Below are 22834 nucleotides of genomic sequence, written 5' to 3'. Positions count from 1 at the left end.
GTCATGGGGGCTTCGCGTTTCATCGGCGCGGGCGAGCGAAATCGATGACGAAACGGGTCCAGCCGTCGGCAGACTCGCAGCGAATCTCGCCGCCGTGGGCCTGGACGATGGAGCGGCAGATCGCCAGGCCGAGCCCGGCGTGTTCACCCTGGCCTTCGCGGCGCGCCGGATCGGCACGATAGAACCGGTCGAACAGGCGCGGCAAGCGCTCGGGAGGAATCGCCGGACCCTGGTTCTCCACGCTCAGGCGTCGGTCGCCGAGACGGATGCGGATCTCGCCGCCACCGGCGGTGAAGCGCAGGGCGTTGTCCAGCAGGTTGGCCAGCACCCGCCGCAGCATGCCGCGGTCGCCGGGCAGGCTCAGGCTGCCTTCGCGCAGCAGGCGGATGTCGCGGTCTTCCGCCAGCGGCTGGTAGAACTCCAGCAGCGAGTCGACTTCCGCGCCCAGGTCCAGGGCCTGGCGGCTGGGCGCCAGCAGGCCGTGGTCGGCCTTGGCCAGCAACAGCATGTCGTTGACCATCGCGGTGAGCCGTTCCAGCTCCTCGAGGTTGCCGTGCAGGGCCTCGCGATAATCCTCCAGCGAGCGTGGGCGGGACAATACCACCTGGGTCTGGGTCAGCAGACTGGTGAGCGGGGTGCGCAACTCGTGGGCGATGTCGGCGGAGAACGCCGAGAGGCGCTGGAAGGCTTCTTCCAGGCGCGCCAGCATGGCGTTCAGCTCGCCGGCCAGTCCGCGCAGCTCCTCTGGCATCCGGCTGGCGTCGAGGCGGGTGGTGAGGGAGTTGGCGGAAACCCGCGCGGCGACTTCGCGCATCCGTCGCAGCGGCGCCAGGCTGGCGCCGGTGGCCCAGGCGCCGAGCAGCGCGGTGGCCAGCGCCGACAGGCTCATGGTCAGCCAGATCAACTGGCGCATGCGTTGCAGGAAGTGCTGGTGATGACTGATGTCGAGGATCACGGTAAGTCGCGGCGAAGCGTCGTTGCCGGGCTCCAGCGGGGCGCCGAGTTCGCGGTTGGCGGGCAGGCCGGGATGCGCAGGCTGCGGCAGGCGCTCGAACCAGAGGTTGCCATCCGGGCCGTTCAGGCGCAGGCCGAGGTCGGGGTGGCGTGCCAGTTCGCGCAGCAGTTCCGCTTCGCGGCGGCGCATCTGCTGTTCCGAGCCGAGGCCGCGCAGCTCATCGCGAAACACCGCGAGCTTGGCGGACATCGCCATATGATCGAGCTCGACGAAATGCTCGTCGATGGCCCTGCTGAAGATCAATCCGGCGATCAGCGAGACCGCCGCCGTGCAGGCGGCGAACAGCAGGCTCAGGCGGACGCCGAGGGACATCCGCGAGCCGAACCCGGCGCTCATTCGTCGCGCTCTTCGAGAACGTAGCCCATGCCGCGCACGGTATGGATCAGGCGCTGCGGGTAGTCGTCGTCGACCTTGGCGCGCAGGCGGCGGATGGCCACCTCGATGACGTTGGTATCGCTGTCGAAGTTCATGTCCCAGACCTGCGAGGCGATCAGCGACTTGGGCAGCACCTCGCCGCTGCGCCGCAGCAGCAGTTCGAGCAGGGCGAACTCCTTGGCGGTGAGGTCGATCCGCTTGCCCTGGCGTTGCACCCGGCGGCGCAGCAAATCGAGTTCGAGGTCGGCCAGTTGCAGGGTGGTCTCCTGCAACTGCTGGCTGCCCCGGCGCAGCAGGGTGCGCACCCGGGCGAGCAGTTCGACGAAGGCGAACGGCTTCACCAGGTAATCGTCGGCGCCTTGTTCGAGGCCGCGCACGCGGTCCTCTACGGCATCGCGGGCGGTCAGGAACAGCACCGGTACGGTCATCCCGGCGTCGCGCACGCTGCGCAGGATCTGCCAGCCGTCACGGCCGGGCAGCATGACGTCGAGGATCAGCAGGTCGTAGTCGCCGCCCAGGGCCAGTTGCTCGCCCTCGTTGCCATCGTCGCTCAGGTCGACGGCGAAGCCTGCCTCGGCGAGCCCCTGGCGCAGGTACTGGCCGATGCGCGGTTCGTCTTCGACGATCAGCAGTTTCATGTTCATCCCTCGTTACATTTGCCGGCCATGCCGACCTGTTTCTGACAGCATCGTAATCAGTGGGTAACGGGGGCGACAGTGGCCCCCGCGCAGACTACAGGGGAACTCATTCGAGGAGACTTCCCATGCGTACCTTCACTGCCTCCACCCTCGCTTTCCTGCTGGTCCTCGCCCCGACCGTTCCGGCCATGGCCGACAGCGGCGGCGACATCGTCTTCGAGCGCATGCAGGCCCAGGCCGCCAAGGCTCGTGCCGCGCACCAGGAAAAACTGGCGAAGCAGGCCGAAGCGACGAAGAAGGACAAGGAAAACTGCTGATCGCCAGTTCTTCCACCCCCGGCTCCACACGGGATGACGGAGGGCTCCGATCCCGTCTTCACCCGCCACCGGTTCCCTGGTTTCCGGTCGGCGGGTTTTTTATGCCCGTCGGTGGCGCTGGGCGATCTTAGCCTTCGCGGTCCGCAACGGCGGCAAGCTGACAAAGATGTAATGCTCCCGACAGCCAGCCGGCAGGCGCAGCGACACAGGATAGGCGACATCAACCCGATGGAGATTCCCCGTATGTTTCCGCGCCGCCTGCTTCCCGCTTCCCTGATCGTCCTCGGCGTGCTTTTCGGTGCCAGCGCCCAGGCTTCACCGGCCCACGGCCAGGCCTTCGGCAAGCCGGCCCAGGCCGCGCAGGCCAGCCGCAGCATCGAGGTGGCGCTCGGCGACATGTACTTCAAGCCGCGGGCGATCGAGGTCAAGGCCGGCGAGACGGTCCGCTTCGTGCTGAAGAACGAAGGCAAGCTGTTGCACGAGTTCAACCTGGGAGACGCGGCGATGCATGCCGAGCACCAGAAGGAGATGCTGGAGATGCAGCAGTCCGGGATGCTCACCCCGACCGGCATGGCGTCGATGGACCATAGTCAGATGGGCCACGGCATGGCCGGCATGGACCATGGCCGGATGATGAAGCACGACGACCCCAACAGCGTGCTGGTCGAGCCGGGCAAGAGCGCCGAGCTGACCTGGACCTTCGCCAAGGCCACCCGGCTGGAGTTCGCCTGCAACATCCCCGGCCACTACCAGGCCGGGATGGTCGGTCAACTGACCGTGCAGCCCTGAGCCGGCGGACGGCCGGCGTGAAGATGCCGGCCGATCCGTATACACTTGCCGCCGCCCGCCAGTGCGGCGCGGCGCGCGGGGAAGGGCCCTGCGCGATTCATCCAGCAGGTTTCCCTCATGCAGCATCCCGCCGAACATTCGCCGCTGGGCAAGACCAGCGAATACGTCTCCAGCTACACGCCGTCGCTGCTGTTCCCCATTTCACGCACGGCGAAATGGGCCGAGCTTGGCCTGAGCGCCGAGACTCTGCCTTATCGCGGCGTGGATATCTGGAATTGCTACGAGCTGTCCTGGCTGACCCCGGCCGGCAAGCCGGTGGTGGCGATCGGTGAGTTCTCGATCCCGGCGGACTCGCCGAACATCATCGAGTCGAAGTCGTTCAAGCTCTACCTCAATTCCCTCAACCAGTCCGCCTTCGACAGTCGCGAGGCGCTCCGTACGGTGTTGGAGAAAGATCTCTCGTCCGCTGCCGGGGCGCCCGTGGGCGTGCGCCTGCGCAGCCTCGACGAGGTGGCCGAGGAGGGCATCGGGCGTCTGCCGGGGCGCTGCATCGACGAGCTGGACATCGCCGTCGACGGCTACGAGCAGCCGCGCCCGGAACTGCTGCGCTGCGACGCCGGGCGGATCGTCGAGGAGCAGCTCTACAGCCACCTGCTCAAGTCCAACTGCCCGGTCACCGGCCAGCCCGACTGGGGCACCCTGGTGGTCGACTACCAGGGCCCGGCGCTGGACCCGGCCAGCCTGCTGGCCTACCTGGTTTCCTTCCGCCAGCACCAGGACTTCCACGAACAGTGCGTCGAACGCATCTTCCTCGACCTGCAGCGCCTGTTGCAGCCGCAGGCGCTCAGCGTCTACGCGCGCTACGTACGCCGTGGCGGCCTGGATATCAATCCCTACCGCAGCCTGGCGGAGGTCGCACCGGACAACCGACGCCTGGTGCGCCAGTAACGCCTCGCAACACGCGGATACGAAAAAGCCCCGGCCATGCCGGGGCTTTTCATTTCGGCAAGTCGTTCAGATACCCATGTTGGCCAGGCTCTGCACGATGGAGCGGAGCGTGCCGGCGAGGGTCGGGTGGCTGACCTCGAAGCGCTCGACGGCGAGGTTGACCCCATCGACCAGGCTGCCTTCGTTGAGGGCGTCCTCGTTGGCCAGTTTCAGTTCGATGTCCCTGATCAGGAGTTCCAGTTCGGTGCGCTGCTCTTCGTTCAGCGGCGGTTGTTGCTCCAGTTGCTCGCGCAGGGCGGACAGTTCGCGCAGCAGACTCTCTTTCGGCATGGTATTTCCCTCGACGTACAAGTCTTCGGTGGACCTCCGGCGGGCGCCGAAAGGTCCGTCCATGCCGAACAGATTAACCTGTCGGGCGCAGATGTGCGCGATCCGGATCAATCCGCAGCAGGCGTTCCAGCAGCGGGAAGAAGTGCGTCAGTTCGGGGGTGCGCATGGCCGGGTCCTTGGCCAGGTCGTCGAGGCGGCGCAGGGTCAGGCCGTCCTGGGCATAGGGCGCCTTGATATAGGCCGCGGCGGCACGCTCGTCGAACGGCCCGCCTTGCAGCACCAGGCTGTGCCGGGAGGCCGGCGACAGGCTGGCGTGGTAGCTCGGGTCCACCGCGCAGAGGAAGCGCTTGGCCGATACGTGCAGGCGCACCGGCTGCCAGACCGACTCGGGGAACAGCTCGCGTAGCAGGCGTGCGCCGAATTCCTCGTGGCGCAGGTCCTCCTCGTCGATCTGCGCCGGGTCTTCATAGAGGTGGCCGATATCGTGCAGCAGGGCGGCGACTACAAGGCTGTCCGAGCAGCCGGCGCGCTCAGCCAGGGTCGCACACTGCAGCGCGTGCTCGGCCTGGCTGACTGCCTCGCCATAGGGCTCGGCGCCATGGCTGGCGAAGCGTTCGGCCAGTTCGTCGAGAAAGCGGTGACGGGCGCGGCTCATGGTTTTTCTCCTTTCAGGCGGCGGACGGCGAGGTCGTGCAGGCAGGGTTGCAGCTCGCCCAGGTGATCGATCACGGAATGCACGCCCAGGCGGTACAGTTCCAGGGTGGCGTCGGCACGCAAGCGGTCGCGCTCGGTGTGTCCGAGAGCGTCCCAGTCGGCCGGCGAGAGGCCGCACGACGGCCCGCTGGCGGCCAGGCCGATGGTCCATAGCCCGGCATTGAGTCCGGCCTGGAGTTGACGCGGTTGGGCGCTGACCAGCACGCAGCCGTCGAGGCGCTCGATGCCCAGCCGGGCGAGGGCCTGCCAGCAGCCATCGGGGGCCGGCCAGGGGCGCGCGCCGGCGAGGGGGATCAGGGCGTCCGCTCGGCCGAGCGGCGCGGCAAGGCGCTGGCAGACCGATTCCGGTAGCTCGTCCTGCCAGGCATAGGGAATCCGTTGTTCGTCCAGGCTCTCCAACAGGGCCACGGCACCGGCGATGGCTTCGGCCTGTTCCCCGGCGGCTTCGTCGAGGGCCTGCTCCAGGCGCTGGCGCTCGCTCTTGTTCGGCTTGCGCCGCAACAGGAAGCTTTGTGCCTCGGCGAAGGGCAGCAGACTGGCGTCGCGGAGGTGTTCGGCAGGGCTATGCGGATGGCTGCGCAGCAGCGCCAGGGACAGGGTCCGGGCGCCGAAATCCACCAGGCCGCCGGAGAGTCCGAAGAGCAGGGCGGTGAAGCGCGGGAGTTGGTCGGAGCTGGGCATGCGAAAGGCGTCTGGCAAATGGTCTAGGCCAGCCTAGAGGGGTTTTGTGACGCTGCCGTGACGTTTTCGTGGCAGTGGCGATAGGCCGACGGGCTGCCGTTATAATCGGCCGGTCTGAATCAGCGAGGCCGTCATGCCGGTCGATCAATCTCGTCAGTACCTGCGCATCCGCGACCAGCTCGCCGCGGATATCGCCCAGGGCGTGCTGCAGGTGAAACTTCCCTCCGAGCGGGAGTTGGCCGAGCGCTTCCTGTGTACCCGCATCACCCTTCGCGAAGCCCTGCAGCAACTGGAAACCGAAGGCCTGGTCTATCGCGAGAACCGCCGCGGCTGGTTCGTCGCGCCGCCGCGGATCCGCTACAACCCGACCCGTACCACCGGCTTCATGGAATACGTCAGCGCCCAGGGACGCCAGCCGCGTACCGAGACGCTGCACGCCGAGCGGCGAGCAGCCGGCGCCTGGCTGGCCAAGCGGATGGGGCTGGAGGACAGCGCGCCGGTGTATTTCCTGCAACGGCGCCGCTGGGTGGACGAGCGTCCGGTGCTGATCGAACTGATCGCCCTGGATGCCGGGTGGTGCCCGGGCCTGCTGGACCACGACCTCGATACTTCGCTGATGAGCCTGCTGCGCGAGCGTTTCGGCCTGCAGCCGACGCGCTGCCAACTGGCGATGCACCCGACCGCGCTGAACGCGGCCCAGGCCGAGCCGCTGCAACTGGCGCCGGGTTCGCCGGCGCTGTACCTGGAGCGACTGAGTTACGCGGAGGGGCAGAGGGTGGTCGAGTTCGACCAGGAGTTCTGGCGCCCGGACGCCCTGGAGATCGTGCTCGACGCGGCCTATCCGGGCGCCTGAGTCAGGCGATCGCGGCGCGTATGCTGTCCGGCACGGGCGTCGAGCGGTTTTCCGCGTGGCGCACCCAGACCAGCTTGCAGTGGCCTTCGCCATAGGTGCCTTGCGGATCTTCCAGGGTGCTCAGGCGATGTTCCAGTACCAGGCTGCTGGTGCCCAGCTTGCCGGCGTACAGTTCCACCACCACGGTGGCCGGATGCACCACCGGCTTCAGGTAGGTGTGCAGGCTTTGCAGCACCACCGGCCCCTCGGCAGCGCCTTCCAGGTCGATGCCAAGGGTTTCGAACCAGGCCACCCGGGCTTCTTCCAGGTACTGGAAATAGAGGGTGTTGTTGACGTGCCCGTAGCTGTCCATGTCGCCCCAGCGCACCGGGATATGGGCCGTGTGTAGCAATTGTCTGTCAGCCATCTCGTAACTCTTCTAGTCTCAAATTCAATGCGAGCCTATATACTGCGCGCACGCTGAAGCCGCGCTGGCGGCCAAGACTAGTCATGCAAAGGAGATACAGCAATGCGCGCCCGCGGCGTGAACTGGATCGAACGTAGTGCCCGAATCCTGGCTTGCGCCAGCCTCGCATTGGCACCCACGCTGTCCCTGGCGGCCAGTGAAGAAGACCCTTGGGAAAGCATCAACCGTCCCATCTTCACCTTCAACGACACCCTGGACACCTATGCGCTGAAACCGCTGGCCCAGGGTTACCAGAAGGTCACCCCGAACTTCGTTCAGGACGGCGTGCACAACTTCTTCAACAACCTCGGCGACGTGAAGAACCTGGCCAACAACCTGTTGCAGGCCAAGTTCCACAATGCCGGCGTGGACACCAGCCGCCTGCTGTTCAACAGCACCTTCGGCCTGGCCGGCTTGATCGACGTGGCGACCCCGATGGGCCTGCAGCGCAACGACGAGGACTTCGGCCAGACCCTGGGCTACTGGGGCGTCGGCAGCGGCCCGTACGTGATGCTGCCGTTCCTCGGCCCGAGCACGCTGCGCGATGCCCCGGCGAAGATCCCGGACATCTATGTCGGTCCCTACCACTACATGGACGATGTACGCGCGCGCAACGTGATGTTCGGCATCAACACCGTCGACACCCGTGCCAACCTGCTGAAGTCGGAAAAACTGATCAGCGGCGACAAGTACATCTTCATCCGCAACGCCTACCTGCAGAACCGCGAGTTCAAGGTCAAGGACGGCGAGGTGGAGGACGACTTCTAAGTCGACCCGCTTCGTGCGACACCTGGAAAGGCGGCCCTTGGGTCGCCTTTCGTCGTTTCAGTGGATCGCGACGATGCTCAGCCCCAGGCTATGCCGCCCCGGGCCGAGCCGTTCGCAGCGCACCACGCGGGCTTCCAGTTCCAGGCCGGTGAGGGTCTCGTGGGTGGACGGGATGCTCACCCGCAGGTGGTCGCCCGGAGCCAGCTCGCTTTGCGCTTCCAGCAGCAGCCCGCTGGCGGACAGGTCCCGGCACAGGGCCACCGACTCGTGGCCTTCGCAGCGGATGGTGACCGGGGTGTCGAGCTTCATGCGGATGAAGTCGCGCTTCTCGCTGTAGTTGTGCTCGATGGGCTGCATGGGCTGATCCTCATGGTCGGGGCGATGGGGGGCGACTGGCAATCCTGGCGATTATCGTCAAAGTTTATACCGTGCGGACGGGATCGGACGGACAAAGGCGGATTTTCCGGCAAAGGTCAACGGCTTGAACTGCTCAACGGATGGGAGTACCGTCTGCGCCTTGTCGAACCCCGTAGCCGCGCTGTTGTCACTTACAATAAGCGCCTAGGACCCACTGTTTCCGGCGCCGTTTGCCTGGATGACCCATGCATAAAGTCAGTGCCACGCTGCTGATCATCGATGACGACGAGGTGGTGCGCGAAAGCCTCGCTGCCTACTTGGAAGACAGCAACTTCAAGGTGTTGCAGGCCCTCAACGGTCTGCAGGGCCTGCAGATCTTCGAAAGCGAACAGCCGGACCTGGTCATTTGCGATTTGCGCATGCCGCAGATCGACGGCCTCGAACTGATCCGCCGCATCCGCCAGACCGCTTCGGAAACGCCGATCATCGTGCTTTCCGGAGCCGGCGTGATGAGCGATGCGGTGGAAGCCTTGCGCCTGGGCGCCGCCGACTACCTGATCAAGCCCCTGGAAGACCTCGCGGTGCTCGAGCATTCGGTGCGCCGGGCCCTGGATCGCGCCTACCTGCGGGTCGAGAACCAGCGCTACCGCGACAAGCTGGAAGCCGCCAACCGCGAATTGCAGGCCAGCCTGAACCTGCTCCAGGAAGACCAGAACGCCGGACGCCAGGTGCAGATGAACATGCTTCCGGTGACGCCGTGGAGCATCGAGGGGCTGGAGTTTTCCCACCGGATCATTCCGTCGCTGTATCTCTCTGGCGACTTCGTCGACTACTTCCGGGTCGACGAGCGACGCGTGGCGTTCTACCTGGCCGACGTTTCCGGCCACGGCGCTTCCTCGGCCTTCGTCACGGTGCTGCTGAAGTTCATGACCACGCGTCTGCTCTACGAGTCACGGCGCAACGGCACGCTCCCGGAGTTCAAGCCGTCCGAGGTGCTGGCGCACATCAACCGCGGTCTGATCAATACCAAGCTGGGCAAGCACGTGACCATGCTCGGCGGGGTCATCGACCTGGAGAAGAACTGCCTGACCTACAGCATCGGCGGCCACCTGCCGCTCCCGGTACTGTTCGTCGACGGGCAGGCGAGCTACCTGGAAGGCCGTGGCCTGCCGGTGGGCCTGTTCGACGATGCGAGCTATGACGACCGGGTCATGGAGTTGCCCCCTTCCTTCAGCCTGTCGCTGTTTTCCGATGGCATCCTCGATGTGCTGCCAGGAGCTACGCTGAAGGAGAAAGAGGCTTTGCTACCGGAGCAGGTGGCAGCCGCCGGAGGCACCCTCGACGGGCTGCGCCAGGTCTTCGGGCTGGCCAACCTGGCGGAGATGCCGGATGATATCGCCTTGCTGGTGTTGAGCAGGAACCTTGCATGAGTACCGGTAAAATCCAGTTTGCCGAACAGAACGGCTCCTTCGTTCTGAAATTCGTCGGTGAGGTCCGCCTCACCCTGTGCTCGGCCCTGGATTCCACCATCGAAAAGATCTTCGCTGCGCTGAATTTCTCGGCGATCATCATCGATCTTACGGAAACCCAGAGCATCGATAGCACCACGCTCGGCCTGCTGGCCAAGCTGTCCATCCTGTCGCGGCAGAAAATCGGCCTGTTGCCCACGCTGGTGACCACCAATCCGGACATTACCCGTCTGTTGCAGTCGATGGGTTTCGATCAGGTGTTCAATATCGTCGATCGTCCGATTCCGTGTCCGGAGTGCCTGTCCGACCTGCCGCCGCAGGACCAGTCGGAAGATGTGGTGCGCGACAAGGTCCTGGAGGCGCACCGCATCCTGATGGGCCTCAACGAATCCAACCGCGAAGCCTTCCACGACCTGGTCAGCGCCCTGGAGCGCCATTAACCGGTCGATCCCTTCCCGAATTCCTGCTGAATCCTCCGCTGCGCCGGAACGGGACGCCCTGCATGCGCGTCCCGCCGGCAGCGGCGATCAGTGGCGGGTCGCCAACTGGTATTCGAGCTTTTCCTGGTCGCGTGCGAACAGGCGGATGCCTTCGGCCAGCTTTTCGGTGGCCATGGCGTCCTCGTTCATCTGCCAACGGAAAGCGCTCTCGTCGAGCACCTGGCGCGGCTCGCCTTCGCCCGGCAGCAGCAGGCGCGGCAGCTCGCCCTGGGCGTCAGCCAGTTGTTGCAGCAGGTCGGGACTGATGGTCAGGCGGTCGCAGCCGGCCAGTTGCTCGATCTGGCCGAGATTGCGGAAGCTGGCGCCCATCACCACCGTCTTGTAGCCGTTGGCCTTGTAGTAGCGATAGATGCGCGAGACCGACTGCACGCCGGGATCCTCGGCGCCGGCGTAGTCGCGGTTCTCGCTCTTCTTGTACCAGTCGTAGATGCGCCCGACGAACGGCGAGATGAGGAACACCCCGGCGTCGGCGCAGGCCACCGCCTGGGCGAAGGAGAACAGCAGGGTCAGGTTGGTCTGGATGCCCTCGCGTTCCAGAATCTCGGCGGCGCGGATTCCTTCCCAGGTGGAGGCGATCTTGATCAGCACCCGCTCGCGGTCGATGCCCTGTTCGTCGTACAGCTCGATCAGGCGGTGGGCGCGGGCGAGGGTGGCCTCGCTGTCGAACGACAGGCGCGCGTCGACTTCGGTGGAAATACGTCCGGGAATGACTCCGAGGATGTCCTTGCCGACTGCCACGGCGAAGCGGTCGCAAGCCAGTCCGGCGTCGCCGCCGCTACCCGCGGTAGCCTGTCGAAGGTGCTCGGCGTAGCGCGGCAGGGCAGCAGCCTTGAGCAGCAGCGACGGGTTGGTGGTGGCGTCCACCGGCTTCAGGCGGGCAATGGCATCGAAGTCGCCGGTGTCGGCGACCACCGTGGTGTATTGCTTGAGTTGTTCCAGCTTCGAAGTCATGGCGAGGTCTTGTCAGGTGGGTTCTTGGGAAGAAGAATCCCCCGACCTTACCCGAGCCGCAGGCGCGGCTCAATGGGAGCTATCGCCCCGCCAGAAGTTCCAGCGCCTGGTCGAAAACCCGCAGCGGATCGGCGGCCTTGTGCACGTCCACCGAGAGCAACTGGCGGAATCGCCGGGAGCCGGGGAAGCCCTGGGCCAGGCCGAGGATATGGCGGGTCACGTGATGCATCGCGCCGCCTTCGGCCTGGTGTCGCTCGATGTACGGACGCAGACGGAGCAAGGCCTCGCTGCGACTGAGCGGCGGCGCTTCGCTGCCGAACAACTGGCTGTCCACCGCGGCCAGCAGGTAGGGGTTGTGGTAGGCCTCGCGACCGAGCATCATGCCGTCGAAGGTCTGCAGATGCTCGCGGCAGGCCTCGAGGGTCTTGATGCCGCCGTTGAGGACGATCTCCAGGTCCGGGAAGTCCTTCTTCAATTGCGCCGCGACCTCGTAGCGCAGCGGTGGCACCTCGCGGTTCTCCTTGGGCGAGAGCCCTTCGAGGATGGCGATCCGCGCATGCACGGTGAAGCTCCGGCAGCCGGCCTCGCGTACCTGGCCGACGAAATCGCAGAGTTCGGCATAGCTGTCGCGCCCATTGATACCGATGCGGTGCTTCACCGTCACCGCTATCTCCACCGCATCCAGCATCGCCTTCACGCAGTCCGCCACCAGCGCCGGATGCCCCATCAGGCAGGCGCCGATCATGTTGTGCTGGACCCGGTCGCTGGGGCAGCCGACGTTGAGGTTGACCTCGTCGTAGCCGGCCTCTTCCGCCAGCCGCGCGCAGGCCGCCAGTTCCGCCGGCACACTGCCGCCCAGTTGCAGCGCCAGTGGGTGCTCGCATTCGTCGTAGCGGAGGAAGCGCTGGCGATCGCCGTGCAGCAACGCGCCGGTGGTGACCATCTCGGTGTAGAGCAAGGTGTGACGGGACAACTGGCGCAGGAAGAAGCGGCAGTGGCGATCGGTCCAGTCCATCATCGGCGCAACGGAGAAGCGGCGGGAGAGTGTAGGGCGCGTCATTGCTGGCGTTGAGGCTTGATTCATCAGGTCTTTTGTGTGCGCTTTATCGGTGCGTTTTTCGGGGTTTTCGGGCATATTTGGCGGGTTGGTGGTAAAAATTACCACTCGCCTAACGCCTTTTACCACCGGGACCGGGAGTTACGATGGCCACTATTCGCGCTCGGCGCAACGCCGATGGAACGGTGATGTACACCGCGCAGATTCGTATCAAGCGCGGAGGCGCGCAAGTCTATCAGGAGAGCGCAAGTTTCAGCCGGAAAAAGGCCGCTGAAGCATGGGCGCTCCGTCGGGAGGCTGAATTGGCGGAGCCCGGTGGCTTGGAGCGGGCGACGAAAAAGGGGGTACTGCTTCGGAACATCATCGCCCAGTACCTGGCCGACCGGGATAAGACTCGCCCGCTGGGTAAGACCAAGATCGCCACGCTGACCGCCATCGCCGCTTCCCACCTGGGCGATACCATCGACCGGGATATCACCAGTCAGGTGCTCGTTGACTATGCGCTGTGGCGCATGGGGCCGGACGGGGGAGGGGTGAAGGCGCAGACAGTTGCCAATGACCTGGCACATCTTGGGTCGGTGTTAGGAGTGGCGGAGGCAGCCTGGGGGTATCAAGTCGACCCGGACGTTATGGCGAAAGCCCGCAGAGTTCTCAAGAACCTGGGTTACAAGTTGCGCAGCAGGGAGCGTGATCGGCGCCCGACACTTGAAGAGTTGGATCGGTTGTTCCAGGCGTTCGAGCGCTCATGGCGATCGCGGCCGACCTCGATGTGCATGGCGAAGGTCGCTGCCTTCGCATTGTTCTCCAGCCGAAGGCAGGAGGAGATCATCCGTATCCGGTGGGCGGATCTGGACGAGGCCCGGGGCGCCGTCCTGGTCCGGGACATGAAGAACCCAGGCGACAAGTGGGGTAACGACGTGTGGTGTCAGCTACCCGAGGAGGCAATGGCGGTCATCAAGAGTATGCCGCGGGCTTTCGAGGAGATCTTTCCATACACCACCGATGCGATTCAGGGGGCATGGAGTCGCGCGATCACTGCCGCAGGTATAGAGGATCTGACGTTTCACGATCTGCGCCACGAAGCGATCAGTCGGCTGTTTGAGCTGGAGTGGGACATTCCCAAGGTGGCTTCGGTCAGCGGGCACCGAGATTGGAACTCTCTTCGGCGATATACCCATCTGCGTGGGTCTGGCGATAAATATGCTGGCTGGGAATGGCTCCCGAAGGTCCTGGCGATGCCGGTGTCCTTCGGGGAATGGGTTTCCAAGAAGAAGTCAGGCCGCCGGTCGGGCTCGGTTTAGCCGTTCATGGTCTTTCAGGGCGACCTCGCGCTGTTTGTCCAGATACGCCGCCAGGTCCGCCAAGTGAATGCCTCTGGCAGCCTTCTGGCTGGACTCGATCCGCGTGATAGGGATCTGGATCTGTCCGGCCAGGACCTTCCGCTGGAACTGCTCGACAGTCAGGTGACTGAAGTAGTCGGCGCATACTCTATTCAGCGGGATGATGGCGAGGCCGTTGTACTGGGCCATGAGAAGGAACAGGGTATTCATCAGTAGCACCCCGCTTGCCAGGCGGCCAGCGTGCGGAGGGCTGGGAACACCTCTGCAGCGAGCACCGCGGCAAGGCCGAGGGCGGCGATGATGCCGAGTGCGGTCAGTGCTCTACGCATTGTTGCTCCCCCTCAGTCTTGTTGATGTTGGACAGTGCGTGGGCGCGCTGGTCGAACCAGACGGAGGTCAGTGGGCGGGATACGCCGGCGCACGGTGCGGAACCGGTCAGAAACTCGGTGGAGTGCTCCACGCTGAACTCTGGAAGGTCGACCACCTCGACGATGGGGCGGCTGTCTTGTTGGGTGTTCTGGCTCATGCTGCCTCCCTCATGGTTTCTTCGGGGAAGAGGGGGTTGGCTTTGAGGAGGGCGTAATAGGGCTTGGGCGACACCGAGTTGCCGCACATCTTCACTTTGGCCTTGTTGCTGAAACGGCGGCCGTCGTGCCCTACGTCGATCTTGTAGGTCTTGGGGAACCCTTGGATCAGGAACAGCTCCAGCGGCGTGAGCATCCGCATGCCGATATCTACGATCACGTAGGGATTTCCCTTGATCGTCACGGTCACCAGTGCGAGGCGGTCGCGGGTGGTGATGGTGGCGGCCGGATCTCGCGGATCGTAGGTGTTGTCGGACCCGTAGTACCCCATGAGGAAGGCCGCCACCCGCAGCGCACCGGCTTCGTTCTCCGGCGATAGCGTGCATTCCATGAGCGCCAGGTCATCGGCGCCGGCGGTTATCGCTGGGGCTCCTTCTCGGAGATCGCGGCCGGTGCAGCCGTTGCGCAGTGTTACTAAGCTGGCGGTCACGACGTTCTGTTGGCTCCCGCTGGTGGTCAGGGCGGTGGCTGGCTCCGCAGGATGGCGGCCGAGTGTCGCGTTGTACCCGCCATTGTGTTGCGCCAGGTAGGCGACGCCCACGGCACGGTGGTTTTCAGTAAGGACCGTGCCGGCCGGTTGTCCGCAACTGGTCGGTTTACCGCCGTAGGAAGGGCCGCCAGCGCTCACAAGTACGGGGGCGACAACGGCGAAATGGCCCCCTTTCACCTCGCTACAGATAGTTCGCGCGGGCTCGTTGGCTGGCATGTTGCGTTGGTTGCTTGCGTTGGCATGCTCAGTGATGAATGGGGCAAGCGTGGGCTGAGCTACAGCGAATCCGTGGCCTCCGGTGATGGTGGCTGCGGGCTCGCGCACGGACTGACCCCGGAACCCGGCGCCACCGTGATTCACGCTGACGATGAATGGATCGGCGTGATCGGTGACGTATTTCTTTACGCCCTTGCGGAGCCTGTCGAGCGTCTTCCTGACGAGGGGGCGGCGTACCTTGAATTTCTTGCCTTCAGTCGCGTCGAGGAAGATCGACGGGCACGGAATGCTCCAGTCAATGTGCGTAGCCACGGGAACCCATGGGAGCTGGTCAGGGCCTGGGGTCTTGGCGTGGGTTGGCTCTGGCCAGTTCAATGGGATGCCATCGCGGCGCGCGATGAAGAACAGGCGTTCCCTGGTGGTGGCGGCGCCGAAGTCCGCGGCAACGAGCTTGTCGTAGTGGTACTGGTAGCCCATGTCTCGGAGCAGGCGAAGGAAGCGCGCCCAGGTGCGTCCTTTGCGCTTGGGGTCCGGTATCAGGTACTGGCGCTGTACGGGTACGCGCTCGCCTGGTTCGGCTACGCGGTGCATGGGCTTGCCGGTGGTTGGGTGCGGCACCATGTCGAGAGTGACCACCCGCTTGGTCTGCGGGCAGCGTTTGGCGATCAGCGGACCCCACTGGAGGATCTGCATCACGTTCTCCATGGTGAGCATCAGGGGACGTGTTTGGCCTGCCCACTTGATCATCATCCATGACAGCGACCGACTTTCCTTGCTGCGGGGCTGCCCACCTCTGGCTTGGCTATGGTGGGTGCATTCGGGGCTGGCGTGCAGTCTGCCTACGGGCCGCCCGCGAGTTGCCACCCGAGGCTCTACCAGGCGGATATCTTCTCGGTAGTGCGTGGTCTGCGGATGGTTGACGATGTGCATGCTCACGGCATCGTCGTCATGGTTCACGGCGATATCGACGAACTCGCCAGTGGCTTCCTCCATGGCCTCAGAGGCCCCGCCGCCGCCGGCGAAGAGATCGATGTTCAGATATTCGCGAAGATCGAGAGGGAGCTGGGCCTGGTAGATGGCCTGGGCGAGATCGTGGCGACGGAAAGCGGTCATGCCCGTCCCCCTTCGGCTTTCTCCAGGCGCTGGAGGAGGTCGGTGTTCGCGATGCGCAGCGCGGCAATCTCTTGGTTCTGCTCGCGGATCTGCGCGCACAGCGTGCGGATCAGTGCGTTATCGGTGGGCTTCGGTGGGCGCTTTCCCCCCTCGACAAGCTGCGCGGGCGAGCGAGTCATTAAGCGAAGCGTGGCTATGTGCTTCGCGCCCCGGCGCAGCCTTTCGTGGGGTATGCGTGCCTTCGGCGTGTGCTGAAGGTTGGGTTGGAATATGCCTGCTGCTGCGCAGCAGTGGCTTTCTATAGCGCCACCCTCGGGCATCGGTTGGCGGCCTTGGGCGATGGCGATCAGTTGGATGCGACGTGCCAGGCCGCCGCCGCGCTTTTGCGCGGCCGGGGCTTGGGTGCTGTGGGTGGCGTGTGCCAGGGCGGCGCCCTGGTCTTGTGCCGCTACGCGGCTAGCCGGGATAGTAGTCATCGCGCTGCCTCACATGCACATCGGGGCGGTGTCGCCGGAGTAGTCGAGGTCGACTGACTCCCAGCCGCTCGGACGAAGGTGGTAATCGATCTCGCGGATCTGGTCGCTGATATCGGCCATCGTGATTTCCCCGCGTCGAGCAGCGTCCTCGTCCCACTGCGGCTGGGCGCGGCGCAGGCGGGTCAGGCTGTCGACGTGGTGGCTGCGGTGCTTCAGCAGGTCGTAGGTGGAGAGGCTGGAGTAGTTCATGCCGCCTCCTGCGCTTCAGCTTCTGCGCTCTGGCTGGCCAGCTCCGTGATGGCGAGCCGCTGGAGGATCGCGGCGAGCTGCTGTTGGGCTTCGGCGTCTGCGTTGCGCTTGGTGGTGCCGGTCTTTTGGAACTGTCGAGCGTGGCCGCTGAGGAGGCGACTGGCGGTGCGGATGGCGTCCAGTTCTTCGGCGGCCAAGTTCTGCTCGCGGAGGAGCTTCGCGGTCTCAGCCTGCCGATGATTGGTCGCGATGCTTGTCTCCAGCTCCGTCTCCAGGCGCTTCAGTTCCGCTTGTTGCTCTTCGTGGCGCTGCTGCCAATCCGCAAGTTTCTCGGTGGCCTCGGCTTCGATGCTTTGACGAAGCTCCTTCTGGTCGCTGATCTCTTCCTCCTGCTCATCTATGACCTGTTGCAGGCGCTGGGCATTGGTGCGCAGCTTGATCAGGTCGGTATGCAGCGCAGTCAGTTCCTGGCCGTGCGAGACGCGGCAGAGATAGAGCGCCTCGTCGACCGCCTGCTGTTGCGAGTTCTTCCGGTCTTTGCGGCCAGCAAGGTAAGCGGTGGCGATCAGGATCAGCAGCGCGGCTAGCGTGGTGGCCGCGAGAATGATGTGTTGGGTATGCATGGTGGTTTCTCCATTGGTGGTGGATGGCCGGTGGTGGCGGCCGGTGTGGTTACTCGTTACTGCCGGGTCGGGCATATGCCTCGTCGGCCTGCCAGGCTCGGGAGTCGATCAGGGCCGCAAGGTGGCGTACGTCAACGAACAAAGGCGCCTTGCGGCTGGGGTCCAGGGTGGTCAACGGGAGAGCTATCCGCTTGGCCTTGATGGCCAGGCTGAAGCTGTCTTCGTTGAGGTTCCTGAAGTACCTGGTGCGCAGTTGCTCCAGCGGGATCAGTACATCGCCGAACGTGCGGTAGAGGAGTTCCACCGTCTCCGGGCGTGGGGCCGGAGTCAGGCGAAGCTCGGGTTGGTTGTCGTGCGGAGTGCTCATGCGGCGGCCTCGTTGAGCACGGCTACCGCGTCCTCGATGCCGCTGGCTGCTTCGTTGAGTTGGTCGACGATCTCTTCCATGCGCGCTCCGCGGTTGCTGGCTTGCAGGCTCTCGGGCATAGCGTTCAGGGCCTCCTCCTCCTCGCTAACCAAGGTTTCGATCTGCTCGCGGATCTCTTCGAGTTGAGCGGTGATCTGTTGCAGTTGGCGTCGGCGTGCGTTGTTCATTTGGTCCCCTTCGGGTGGTTCCAGGCGATCTCTACGTGGGTTCGTACAAGTTCCCGTAGGTGTTCCGGCACCCGCTCCAGGGCCGCCCTGCGTTCCTCGATGGTTCGAAGGGCGACGATCTGGCGGGCGTATTCGCGGGGCCGGGGCTCGTCAGCCAACTTCGCGGCGGTCCGGGGCCGCTGGGGCGCAGACGCGGGGGATGCCGAGCTTGTCGGCCAGCCATGCCACTCCGGCCGGGCGCACTTTCGTCGAGTGGCTGTACTGCATGCCGAGTTCGGGGTGGTGCCAGGACGTTTCCTTTGCGCGCAGGTAGAGGCGGTCGCGGACCGGTGCGGCTGGAAGGTTGCTGCTGTCGAGCAGGCCGGCCGCCTTCATGCGCTTGATCAGCTCGGGACGGCTCAGGCCGAGGCGCTGCGCGGCCTGGTGCAGGGACAAGTCTTTCATCGCGGCCCCCTACGCAGCCTGGTCGAAACGGCGGCGAGCCGGGGTCTCGTCCGCGGTGTCCAGGCGGCCATTCGCGATGGACTCGATGTAGTCGGCCACGGTGTTGGCGTTGGACTGGGAGTCGAGCGGGAGGCCCAGGCTGTTCAGCGTGGAGCCCATTCGAACGATGACGTGGACCTGTCCAGCGCCGCGCTCAATGTCGAGAGTGACGTGGACTGCTTGACGGGTTTCGGCGTCGTAGAGGGCGTGGTTTGTAGTGGTCAACCCATCCCGGACAGTGGGTTGAGTTTTTCTTCGGCCACCGCAGGTGGTAACCCGTCGTTGAATTGATGCGGCCTGATCCAGTTGTAGCGGTGCATCAAGTAATGACTGATGTCCCGTTGGGCCTCCTGCGCCGTCAGGTAACCCGTTGACGGGACCCACTCCGACTTCAGACTGCGGAACAGGCGCTCCATCGGCGAGTTATCCCAGCAATTCCCCCGACGGCTCATGCTCTGCTGCATCCGATAGCGCCAGAGCCGTTGCCGAAACAGGCGGCTGGCGTACTGGCTGCCCTGGTCTGAATGGAACAGCACCTGCTGTGGCCTGCCGCGCTGTTCGTAGGCCATGTCCAGGGCCTTGATCACCAGTTCGGCATCCGGCTTGGCCGAGAACGCCCAGCCGATCACCCGCCGGGTATGCAGATCCAGCACCGCGGCCAGGTAGTGCCAACGGCCTTGCGCCCAGACGTAGGTGATGTCGCCACACCACACCTGATTGGGATGCTCGGTCGCGAATTTGCGGTTCAGCCGATTCGGGATATCCGGCCGCTCAACCGTGGCCTGTTTGTAGGCGTGCGAGCCCGGTTGCTTGCTGACCAGGCCCAGCTCACGCATCAACCGACGCACTCGGAAACGGCCGATGGTCACGCCCTCTTCGCGCAGCATGCCCAGAATGCTGCGGCTGCCGGCCGAGCCCCGACTCTGGCTGAACAACTGGTTGACTTGGCTGCGTAGCGCCACGCGGCGAGCATCGACACGCCGCCGTCGAAGACGGTGGACGTAGTAGCAAGACCGCGCCACATCGAAAGCTGAACAGACCACTTCCACCGACTCCTGCTCACTCAACTGGTCTATCAGCGCGTACGATCGAGTTCGTCCGACATCAAGAGAGCGGTAGCCTTTTTTAATATCGCTTTCTCCCGCTCCAATCGGTTGATCCGGGCTTCCAGCTCCTGGATCTTTTGCTGCTCAGGCGTCAACGCCTTGCTCTTCGGGGTCACACCCTGGCGCTCCGCCTCGAGCTGCTTCACCCAACGGCGCAAGGCCGAATCCACCACCCCCAGCGAACGGCAGGCGTCGATATGGCTGTAGCCTTGGTCCAACACCAGGGCCGCGGCCTCTCGTTTGAACTCGGCGGAAAACGTACGTCGTTGCTTGCTCATCAGACACCTCTCTCACGGCGAGGATTCTCGCCTAAATCGGTGTCCGGGATCAGTAGACCACTACAGTCGTTGGTTTGCTCATCGCGGACTAGCAGAGCGATTGACTCCGATTTTGGATCACCCGCTTTAGAAAAATTATGAGCCCGTAAGGGTTTAAGGATAGCCGAGCGTTCATTTTCTCCTGGGTTGACCGTGATTTCGATACGAGCATTCATTCGCTAATCCTTGATATCTATACTGGCAGTAAGCGTACGGCCAATACACCTTTACTTAGGTTGAGCCGTATCAGCAAAAGAATCGATTCATATGTGTGAGGTACCGACATCTACTCGGAGACCCTCGTGCCTTGGTGAAATACCATGTGCCAACCATCTTCGTAGGTTTTCCAAACAGAGCTACGCATTGATAACGACTCATCGCCATTAGCATTTTGATGACGGCATCGGTACGTTGCTAACGCGACACCATCTGCAAGCACACGCAGTTTGAAATCCTCGATTGTCCTTTTGATCCAAGTCTGGGATTTTAGTCCCACGATCACCTCCGCTTTCGTCCAGCTTTTGCCGACAGCTCCAAATTCAACGAAGTCTTCGGCAAGCAGCTGTTTAAGCAGTCGATCATTCTTTCTCGCTTCCGGATCTAGCAACAGCTGTTCAAGCGCTAAAATCTCCAGACGAATATCCATTTCCCTCACCTACCAAGTGTGATTTATATGTGTTTCACAGGGGACAATAGATCACATAAGCTAGATCAGTACCCACTGATGCGGCAGCAACTGGCTGATGTCTTTCGGCCGTAACGTCGGCAGCCGCGTCAGCACCTCTTTGAGGTAGACATACGGATCATTGAGCAGCAGCCCTGGTTGAGGCCTAGATCATGCTGTCACGACTGCCGGGGGAGTAAACGATAAGGCCGCGTTTGAGTGGGGGCACGGCCTCCAGGCGGGCGGTCACTACCCCATGATTTTCCGGTACTCCTGCGGCATGGGTTAGAGATCAATACACCGCCAGATGACCTGGCTCCTTTGGAAAGATTCTATCTGCGGCGTCTTAGAGTGAATCTCCTGATGGCCATGCCAAGCAGGCAGAAAATGGCGCCTGCTGCTGCTTTGGCCAGAAGGAGAGTAGTAGGGTTCTCGCTGGCTGGGATACTGCCTGAAAAGGCAAGCGTGATAGCGACATATACACAAGCAGAGATCAGTACCGAGATTCTGCTCTTGATGAAGAACCCGATAGCCGCGCAAAGGACGAACACCAATGGGTCCAAAAGGGAAGCTGCTAGGCAAGCGATAAACACAACCAAAGCGATCTCCTATCCAATGCCGCCTCCAATGCCATATGACCTTGCCTATGATGCGGTGCTTGTGAGCCTGTAACCCATATACGATGACGCTACGCTTCATCTAGATCAGGTTGAACATCGAGGCTTGCCAGTGCTTCTCGCTGATGATTGCGATGGGATGGCCTTCCTCGCGCAGCTCGACAGCTCGCTTGATCTTGGTTCCATACGTACTGTGTAGCCACTGCTCGTTGCCTATCTCGCCGACGACCAGGTAGTGCACCTTTTTGCTGATGCCTGAGGCTATTCCCCCGCCGCGGTTGACGACGATCTCTTCGCAATGCTTTCTGGGGCCGTAGACCATGACGCCAGTGAAAACGTAGAGATGGCCCGACCACTCAAGCTTGGGAGCTGGATTGTTGAGCGGAAGAGCATTCGATGGAGTAAAGGCATTGTCGCTTGGTTTCGGCTTGGAAGCAGAGAGGCCACCAAACCCTCTAAGAATCTCAAGCAGTTCGGCAGACTCATCAGCGTCTAACACGCCATCGGACAGCATGTCTGAGAGCCTCCGGTAGAGGAGGTTGGTCACTGGATCGTCAAGATGGATCAAGTTCGTAGCGATCCAATCCTGTAGGAACTCGGCCTCATGCTGATTGATATGCCCATCAGCAGTGATCCCAGCGGCCAGTCCTGAGAGCGCATCGACAGACCTTCGGTCTATGCGCTTCTCGTGGAAAATCCGACTTTTCCCAAATTCAGCGTGCCAGTCGACCATTGCTTCTCTCCTTGAACGTCAGGTGTCCATCACAACCTTTTCGCATTCCACACCAGCAGCACCTGGCATGTATGCTGGTCTTGGCCATGCTCGTCGCTTTACAAATCCCCACTCCGCCAGATTACCTTGCCTGTCAAAGCTTTCTGAAATTCCAGGCGCCCAGCACCTTGGCTTGGAAATGGACGTCTTCCATGCGTGCCTTCTGCGGCTCGAAGGACTTGTTGTCCGACACCAGCAGGTAGTGCTCGGCATCGTGGATCTGCACCCGCTTCACGAACAGGTGCTGCAGCCAGGTGAAGACGTAGACGCCTTCCTCGACGAAGTCGGTGATGCCCACGTCGACGAGGATCGGGGACTTGTCCTCGATGGTGCCCAGCATGCTCTGGCCCCACCCGGTGATGATCTTGAGGTTGGCCGGATCGGTGTACTTCAGACCAAGGTCATCCAGTTGGACCTTGTCGACCACCAGATTCCTGACGAACTCGCGGTACTCGGCCGGTACCTGGCCGCCACCCATGGCAGCGCGCACGTCGTACTGGGCGATCGAAATCGTATTTCCTTTCACCAGAGTGGTGCGGTTGAAGTCAGCGTGAATCACGTTCGATGTCGTCGATTGATCGCCATCGAGAGACTCGGCTACTGCCTGCGCGATTTTCTCCTTAGCTTCGCCGCTCAGCCCTTTACCGTGGCGCTGGAGCATCTCCATCACCTTTTCCGCGGCCGATGAGCCAGGGCGCTGAGGCGAACTACCTGGCGCAATAAGCTCCGCCTCCTTTTCGCTTAATCCCCAGTGTTCTGCGCCAACGACGCCTGAGAAGAACGATATCAATTCGATCAGTTTCGCTTTATCGATCCTGCCGGTGTTGATCCATCCCTGGACAGAAGGGGGCTTCACGCCGAACTGCTCTGCGAGAGCCTTTTTCGACATGTTTTTGGCGAGTCTGGCGGCCTCAATAGCGGCGCCGAGTTGGGGTCCGGTAAGCATTGCCTAATTTAACGTCAGTTGTAGTGTGGTTAGGCAA

At 63.2% G+C, this 22834-nt stretch carries 32 protein-coding genes and 1 pseudogene; 8 read left to right on the top strand and 25 right to left on the bottom strand.

Translation table 11 applies throughout. The features are described 5' to 3' along the window. Positions 1–19: 19 nt before the first annotated feature. Complete coding sequence (locus M6E97_RS07185) at positions 20–1351, bottom strand: sensor histidine kinase (protein ID WP_015502726.1); 1332 nt, start codon at positions 1349–1351, stop codon at positions 20–22. Continuing rightward, positions 1348–2028 (bottom strand): heavy metal response regulator transcription factor, encoded by a 681-nt coding sequence (locus tag M6E97_RS07180; RefSeq protein WP_003098784.1) that lies wholly within the window; start codon positions 2026–2028, stop codon positions 1348–1350. Before M6E97_RS07180 ends, M6E97_RS07185 begins: the two co-directional genes overlap by 4 nt. A 125-nt stretch (positions 2029–2153) precedes the next feature. Between M6E97_RS07180 and ptrA the strand changes: the two genes are divergently transcribed. The 3 genes from ptrA (at position 2154) to queF (ending at position 4082) form a co-directional block, all read left to right on the top strand. Further along, the gene (ptrA, locus tag M6E97_RS07175; RefSeq protein ID WP_003090881.1) at positions 2154–2345 is read left to right on the top strand and encodes a T3SS anti-activator PtrA; all 192 of its coding nucleotides are present in this window, start codon (positions 2154–2156) and stop codon (positions 2343–2345) included. A gap of 171 nt (positions 2346–2516) precedes the next feature. Continuing rightward, positions 2517–3134 carry a cupredoxin domain-containing protein gene (locus M6E97_RS07170; RefSeq protein ID WP_079381467.1) on the top strand — a complete coding sequence of 206 codons (618 nt, stop codon included), beginning with the start codon at positions 2517–2519 and terminating at the stop codon, positions 3132–3134. Positions 3135–3251: 117 nt separating this feature from the next. Then, the gene (gene queF, locus M6E97_RS07165; protein ID WP_003090879.1) at positions 3252–4082 is read left to right on the top strand and encodes an NADPH-dependent 7-cyano-7-deazaguanine reductase QueF; all 831 of its coding nucleotides are present in this window, start codon (positions 3252–3254) and stop codon (positions 4080–4082) included. 66 nt (positions 4083–4148) lie between these two features. Here the strand turns inward: queF and M6E97_RS07160 are convergent, their stop codons facing one another. The 3 genes from M6E97_RS07160 to M6E97_RS07150 all read right to left on the bottom strand — a co-directional run bounded on the left by M6E97_RS07160 (position 4149) and on the right by M6E97_RS07150 (position 5807). Then, entirely contained in the window at positions 4149–4412 is a 264-nt protein-coding gene (locus M6E97_RS07160) for a DUF4404 family protein (protein ID WP_033937955.1), read from the bottom strand. A gap of 73 nt (positions 4413–4485) precedes the next feature. Further along, complete coding sequence (locus M6E97_RS07155; RefSeq protein ID WP_003090877.1) at positions 4486–5067, bottom strand: phosphonate degradation HD-domain oxygenase; 582 nt, start codon at positions 5065–5067, stop codon at positions 4486–4488. Continuing rightward, positions 5064–5807, bottom strand: coding sequence for an HAD family hydrolase (locus M6E97_RS07150; protein WP_003108944.1), 744 nt, complete (start codon positions 5805–5807; stop codon positions 5064–5066). The genes M6E97_RS07155 and M6E97_RS07150 overlap by 4 nt, the downstream gene beginning before the upstream one ends. A gap of 133 nt (positions 5808–5940) precedes the next feature. On the opposite strand from M6E97_RS07150, the gene M6E97_RS07145 reads away from it, so the two are divergent. Next, positions 5941–6660: a UTRA domain-containing protein gene (locus M6E97_RS07145; protein WP_003104061.1), complete on the top strand. Its 720-nt coding sequence runs from the start codon at positions 5941–5943 to the stop codon at positions 6658–6660. Position 6661: 1 nt separating this feature from the next. On the opposite strand, the gene M6E97_RS07140 is transcribed toward M6E97_RS07145, so the two are convergent. Next, positions 6662–7066: an acyl-CoA thioesterase gene (locus tag M6E97_RS07140; RefSeq protein WP_003108942.1), complete on the bottom strand. Its 405-nt coding sequence runs from the start codon at positions 7064–7066 to the stop codon at positions 6662–6664. Between the two features lie 102 nt (positions 7067–7168). Here M6E97_RS07140 and M6E97_RS07135 point away from each other — a divergent pair, with 102 nt between their 5' ends. Continuing rightward, entirely contained in the window at positions 7169–7873 is a 705-nt protein-coding gene (locus M6E97_RS07135; RefSeq protein ID WP_003090872.1) for a VacJ family lipoprotein, read from the top strand. Positions 7874–7930: 57 nt separating this feature from the next. Here M6E97_RS07135 and pilZ read toward each other — a convergent pair whose 3' ends face one another. Beyond that, on the bottom strand, positions 7931–8230 hold the full coding sequence (pilZ, locus tag M6E97_RS07130) for a cyclic di-GMP-binding protein PilZ (RefSeq protein ID WP_023085356.1): 300 nt from the start codon (positions 8228–8230) through the stop codon (positions 7931–7933). Positions 8231–8475: 245 nt separating this feature from the next. Here pilZ and rssB point away from each other — a divergent pair, with 245 nt between their 5' ends. Both rssB and rssC read left to right on the top strand, forming a co-directional pair. Next, positions 8476–9660: a two-component system response regulator RssB gene (gene rssB, locus M6E97_RS07125; RefSeq protein WP_003090870.1), complete on the top strand. Its 1185-nt coding sequence runs from the start codon at positions 8476–8478 to the stop codon at positions 9658–9660. After that, positions 9657–10139 carry an anti-sigma factor antagonist RssC gene (gene rssC, locus M6E97_RS07120; protein WP_003104052.1) on the top strand — a complete coding sequence of 161 codons (483 nt, stop codon included), beginning with the start codon at positions 9657–9659 and terminating at the stop codon, positions 10137–10139. The genes rssB and rssC overlap by 4 nt, the downstream gene beginning before the upstream one ends. An 87-nt stretch (positions 10140–10226) precedes the next feature. Here rssC and tal read toward each other — a convergent pair whose 3' ends face one another. Together tal and dusA are read right to left on the bottom strand one after the other, a co-directional pair. Continuing rightward, positions 10227–11150, bottom strand: coding sequence for a transaldolase (tal, locus tag M6E97_RS07115; protein ID WP_003090868.1), 924 nt, complete (start codon positions 11148–11150; stop codon positions 10227–10229). 79 nt (positions 11151–11229) lie between these two features. Next, positions 11230–12210 carry a tRNA dihydrouridine(20/20a) synthase DusA gene (gene dusA, locus M6E97_RS07110; protein WP_079381466.1) on the bottom strand — a complete coding sequence of 327 codons (981 nt, stop codon included), beginning with the start codon at positions 12208–12210 and terminating at the stop codon, positions 11230–11232. 143 nt (positions 12211–12353) lie between these two features. Here dusA and M6E97_RS07105 point away from each other — a divergent pair, with 143 nt between their 5' ends. After that, entirely contained in the window at positions 12354–13508 is a 1155-nt protein-coding gene (locus M6E97_RS07105) for a site-specific integrase (protein WP_003130858.1), read from the top strand. On the opposite strand, the gene M6E97_RS07100 is transcribed toward M6E97_RS07105, so the two are convergent. From M6E97_RS07100 to M6E97_RS07025, 16 genes and pseudogenes are all read right to left on the bottom strand, one after another. Continuing rightward, positions 13482–13757 carry a pyocin activator PrtN family protein gene (locus tag M6E97_RS07100; protein WP_003130859.1) on the bottom strand — a complete coding sequence of 92 codons (276 nt, stop codon included), beginning with the start codon at positions 13755–13757 and terminating at the stop codon, positions 13482–13484. The two genes, M6E97_RS07105 and M6E97_RS07100, sit on opposite strands and share 27 nt — an antisense overlap. 103 nt (positions 13758–13860) lie before the next feature. After that, positions 13861–14073, bottom strand: a complete 213-nt coding sequence (locus M6E97_RS07095) for a hypothetical protein (protein WP_003130860.1) — start codon at positions 14071–14073, stop codon at positions 13861–13863. Continuing rightward, positions 14070–15950 (bottom strand): DNA cytosine methyltransferase, encoded by a 1881-nt coding sequence (locus M6E97_RS07090; protein WP_003130861.1) that lies wholly within the window; start codon positions 15948–15950, stop codon positions 14070–14072. Before M6E97_RS07090 ends, M6E97_RS07095 begins: the two co-directional genes overlap by 4 nt. Further along, positions 15947–16426 (bottom strand): hypothetical protein, encoded by a 480-nt coding sequence (locus M6E97_RS07085; RefSeq protein ID WP_023094641.1) that lies wholly within the window; start codon positions 16424–16426, stop codon positions 15947–15949. Before M6E97_RS07085 ends, M6E97_RS07090 begins: the two co-directional genes overlap by 4 nt. A gap of 9 nt (positions 16427–16435) precedes the next feature. Continuing rightward, on the bottom strand, positions 16436–16675 hold the full coding sequence (locus M6E97_RS07080) for a hypothetical protein (protein WP_003130862.1): 240 nt from the start codon (positions 16673–16675) through the stop codon (positions 16436–16438). After that, positions 16672–17298 (bottom strand): hypothetical protein, encoded by a 627-nt coding sequence (locus tag M6E97_RS07075; protein ID WP_003126620.1) that lies wholly within the window; start codon positions 17296–17298, stop codon positions 16672–16674. The genes M6E97_RS07080 and M6E97_RS07075 overlap by 4 nt, the downstream gene beginning before the upstream one ends. A gap of 49 nt (positions 17299–17347) precedes the next feature. Beyond that, entirely contained in the window at positions 17348–17665 is a 318-nt protein-coding gene (locus M6E97_RS07070) for a pyocin activator PrtN family protein (protein WP_019396880.1), read from the bottom strand. Then, a complete protein-coding gene (locus M6E97_RS07065) occupies positions 17662–17892 on the bottom strand; it encodes a hypothetical protein (protein ID WP_003126630.1) in 231 nt (76 codons plus the stop codon). Before M6E97_RS07065 ends, M6E97_RS07070 begins: the two co-directional genes overlap by 4 nt. Positions 17893–18042: 150 nt before the next feature. Then, a complete protein-coding gene (locus M6E97_RS07060) occupies positions 18043–18336 on the bottom strand; it encodes a phage antirepressor KilAC domain-containing protein (RefSeq protein ID WP_003130863.1) in 294 nt (97 codons plus the stop codon). Positions 18337–18345: 9 nt separating this feature from the next. Next, positions 18346–18600 carry a hypothetical protein gene (locus M6E97_RS07055; protein WP_049310757.1) on the bottom strand — a complete coding sequence of 85 codons (255 nt, stop codon included), beginning with the start codon at positions 18598–18600 and terminating at the stop codon, positions 18346–18348. Further along, positions 18597–19759, bottom strand: a protein-coding gene (locus M6E97_RS07050) for an IS3-like element IS222 family transposase (protein ID WP_087920907.1) whose coding sequence is annotated in 2 segments (ribosomal slippage) — positions 18597–19504 and positions 19504–19759 — 1164 coding nt in all. Because the reading frame shifts where the segments join, the coding sequence is not laid out codon by codon here. Before M6E97_RS07050 ends, M6E97_RS07055 begins: the two co-directional genes overlap by 4 nt. Then, positions 19759–19974, bottom strand: a complete 216-nt coding sequence (locus tag M6E97_RS31190; RefSeq protein ID WP_371245892.1) for a hypothetical protein — start codon at positions 19972–19974, stop codon at positions 19759–19761. The genes M6E97_RS07050 and M6E97_RS31190 overlap by 1 nt, the downstream gene beginning before the upstream one ends. Before the next feature lie 110 nt (positions 19975–20084). After that, positions 20085–20444: a DUF4440 domain-containing protein gene (locus M6E97_RS07040; protein ID WP_003130870.1), complete on the bottom strand. Its 360-nt coding sequence runs from the start codon at positions 20442–20444 to the stop codon at positions 20085–20087. Between the two features lie 60 nt (positions 20445–20504). Beyond that, positions 20505–20606 (bottom strand): annotated as a pseudogene (locus M6E97_RS07035) (transposase domain-containing protein); the annotation flags it as partial. Positions 20607–21161: 555 nt separating this feature from the next. After that, the gene (locus tag M6E97_RS07030; RefSeq protein WP_031637682.1) at positions 21162–21812 is read right to left on the bottom strand and encodes a BRCT domain-containing protein; all 651 of its coding nucleotides are present in this window, start codon (positions 21810–21812) and stop codon (positions 21162–21164) included. A 133-nt stretch (positions 21813–21945) separates the two neighbouring features. Further along, positions 21946–22797 carry a S24 family peptidase gene (locus M6E97_RS07025; RefSeq protein WP_021263391.1) on the bottom strand — a complete coding sequence of 284 codons (852 nt, stop codon included), beginning with the start codon at positions 22795–22797 and terminating at the stop codon, positions 21946–21948. Between the last annotated feature and the right edge of the window lie 37 nt (positions 22798–22834).

The sequence above is a fragment of the Pseudomonas sp. B111 genome (assembly GCF_026428275.1).
Classification (GTDB): domain Bacteria; phylum Pseudomonadota; class Gammaproteobacteria; order Pseudomonadales; family Pseudomonadaceae; genus Pseudomonas; species Pseudomonas aeruginosa.
This window is presented reverse-complemented; position numbering and strand designations above follow the sequence as displayed.

What these genes read in the sequence shown, in the direction of transcription:
- M6E97_RS07185 (WP_015502726.1), bottom strand. Translation starts at nt 1,351, where the DNA reads ATGAGCGCCGGGTTCGGCTCGCGGATGTCCCTCGGCGTCCGCCTGAGC.
- M6E97_RS07180 (WP_003098784.1), bottom strand. Translation starts at nt 2,028, where the DNA reads ATGAAACTGCTGATCGTCGAAGACGAACCGCGCATCGGCCAGTACCTG.
- ptrA (WP_003090881.1), top strand. Translation starts at nt 2,154, where the DNA reads ATGCGTACCTTCACTGCCTCCACCCTCGCTTTCCTGCTGGTCCTCGCC.
- M6E97_RS07170 (WP_079381467.1), top strand. Translation starts at nt 2,517, where the DNA reads ATGCTCCCGACAGCCAGCCGGCAGGCGCAGCGACACAGGATAGGCGAC.
- queF (WP_003090879.1), top strand. Translation starts at nt 3,252, where the DNA reads ATGCAGCATCCCGCCGAACATTCGCCGCTGGGCAAGACCAGCGAATAC.
- M6E97_RS07160 (WP_033937955.1), bottom strand. Translation starts at nt 4,412, where the DNA reads ATGCCGAAAGAGAGTCTGCTGCGCGAACTGTCCGCCCTGCGCGAGCAA.
- M6E97_RS07155 (WP_003090877.1), bottom strand. Translation starts at nt 5,067, where the DNA reads ATGAGCCGCGCCCGTCACCGCTTTCTCGACGAACTGGCCGAACGCTTC.
- M6E97_RS07150 (WP_003108944.1), bottom strand. Translation starts at nt 5,807, where the DNA reads ATGCCCAGCTCCGACCAACTCCCGCGCTTCACCGCCCTGCTCTTCGGA.
- M6E97_RS07145 (WP_003104061.1), top strand. Translation starts at nt 5,941, where the DNA reads ATGCCGGTCGATCAATCTCGTCAGTACCTGCGCATCCGCGACCAGCTC.
- M6E97_RS07140 (WP_003108942.1), bottom strand. Translation starts at nt 7,066, where the DNA reads ATGGCTGACAGACAATTGCTACACACGGCCCATATCCCGGTGCGCTGG.
- M6E97_RS07135 (WP_003090872.1), top strand. Translation starts at nt 7,169, where the DNA reads ATGCGCGCCCGCGGCGTGAACTGGATCGAACGTAGTGCCCGAATCCTG.
- pilZ (WP_023085356.1), bottom strand. Translation starts at nt 8,230, where the DNA reads ATGCAGCCCATCGAGCACAACTACAGCGAGAAGCGCGACTTCATCCGC.
- rssB (WP_003090870.1), top strand. Translation starts at nt 8,476, where the DNA reads ATGCATAAAGTCAGTGCCACGCTGCTGATCATCGATGACGACGAGGTG.
- rssC (WP_003104052.1), top strand. Translation starts at nt 9,657, where the DNA reads ATGAGTACCGGTAAAATCCAGTTTGCCGAACAGAACGGCTCCTTCGTT.
- tal (WP_003090868.1), bottom strand. Translation starts at nt 11,150, where the DNA reads ATGACTTCGAAGCTGGAACAACTCAAGCAATACACCACGGTGGTCGCC.
- dusA (WP_079381466.1), bottom strand. Translation starts at nt 12,210, where the DNA reads ATGACGCGCCCTACACTCTCCCGCCGCTTCTCCGTTGCGCCGATGATG.
- M6E97_RS07105 (WP_003130858.1), top strand. Translation starts at nt 12,354, where the DNA reads ATGGCCACTATTCGCGCTCGGCGCAACGCCGATGGAACGGTGATGTAC.
- M6E97_RS07100 (WP_003130859.1), bottom strand. Translation starts at nt 13,757, where the DNA reads ATGAATACCCTGTTCCTTCTCATGGCCCAGTACAACGGCCTCGCCATC.
- M6E97_RS07095 (WP_003130860.1), bottom strand. Translation starts at nt 14,073, where the DNA reads ATGAGCCAGAACACCCAACAAGACAGCCGCCCCATCGTCGAGGTGGTC.
- M6E97_RS07090 (WP_003130861.1), bottom strand. Translation starts at nt 15,950, where the DNA reads ATGACCGCTTTCCGTCGCCACGATCTCGCCCAGGCCATCTACCAGGCC.
- M6E97_RS07085 (WP_023094641.1), bottom strand. Translation starts at nt 16,426, where the DNA reads ATGACTACTATCCCGGCTAGCCGCGTAGCGGCACAAGACCAGGGCGCC.
- M6E97_RS07080 (WP_003130862.1), bottom strand. Translation starts at nt 16,675, where the DNA reads ATGAACTACTCCAGCCTCTCCACCTACGACCTGCTGAAGCACCGCAGC.
- M6E97_RS07075 (WP_003126620.1), bottom strand. Translation starts at nt 17,298, where the DNA reads ATGCATACCCAACACATCATTCTCGCGGCCACCACGCTAGCCGCGCTG.
- M6E97_RS07070 (WP_019396880.1), bottom strand. Translation starts at nt 17,665, where the DNA reads ATGAGCACTCCGCACGACAACCAACCCGAGCTTCGCCTGACTCCGGCC.
- M6E97_RS07065 (WP_003126630.1), bottom strand. Translation starts at nt 17,892, where the DNA reads ATGAACAACGCACGCCGACGCCAACTGCAACAGATCACCGCTCAACTC.
- M6E97_RS07060 (WP_003130863.1), bottom strand. Translation starts at nt 18,336, where the DNA reads ATGAAAGACTTGTCCCTGCACCAGGCCGCGCAGCGCCTCGGCCTGAGC.
- M6E97_RS31190 (WP_371245892.1), bottom strand. Translation starts at nt 19,974, where the DNA reads ATGAATGCTCGTATCGAAATCACGGTCAACCCAGGAGAAAATGAACGC.
- M6E97_RS07040 (WP_003130870.1), bottom strand. Translation starts at nt 20,444, where the DNA reads ATGGATATTCGTCTGGAGATTTTAGCGCTTGAACAGCTGTTGCTAGAT.
- M6E97_RS07030 (WP_031637682.1), bottom strand. Translation starts at nt 21,812, where the DNA reads ATGGTCGACTGGCACGCTGAATTTGGGAAAAGTCGGATTTTCCACGAG.
- M6E97_RS07025 (WP_021263391.1), bottom strand. Translation starts at nt 22,797, where the DNA reads ATGCTTACCGGACCCCAACTCGGCGCCGCTATTGAGGCCGCCAGACTC.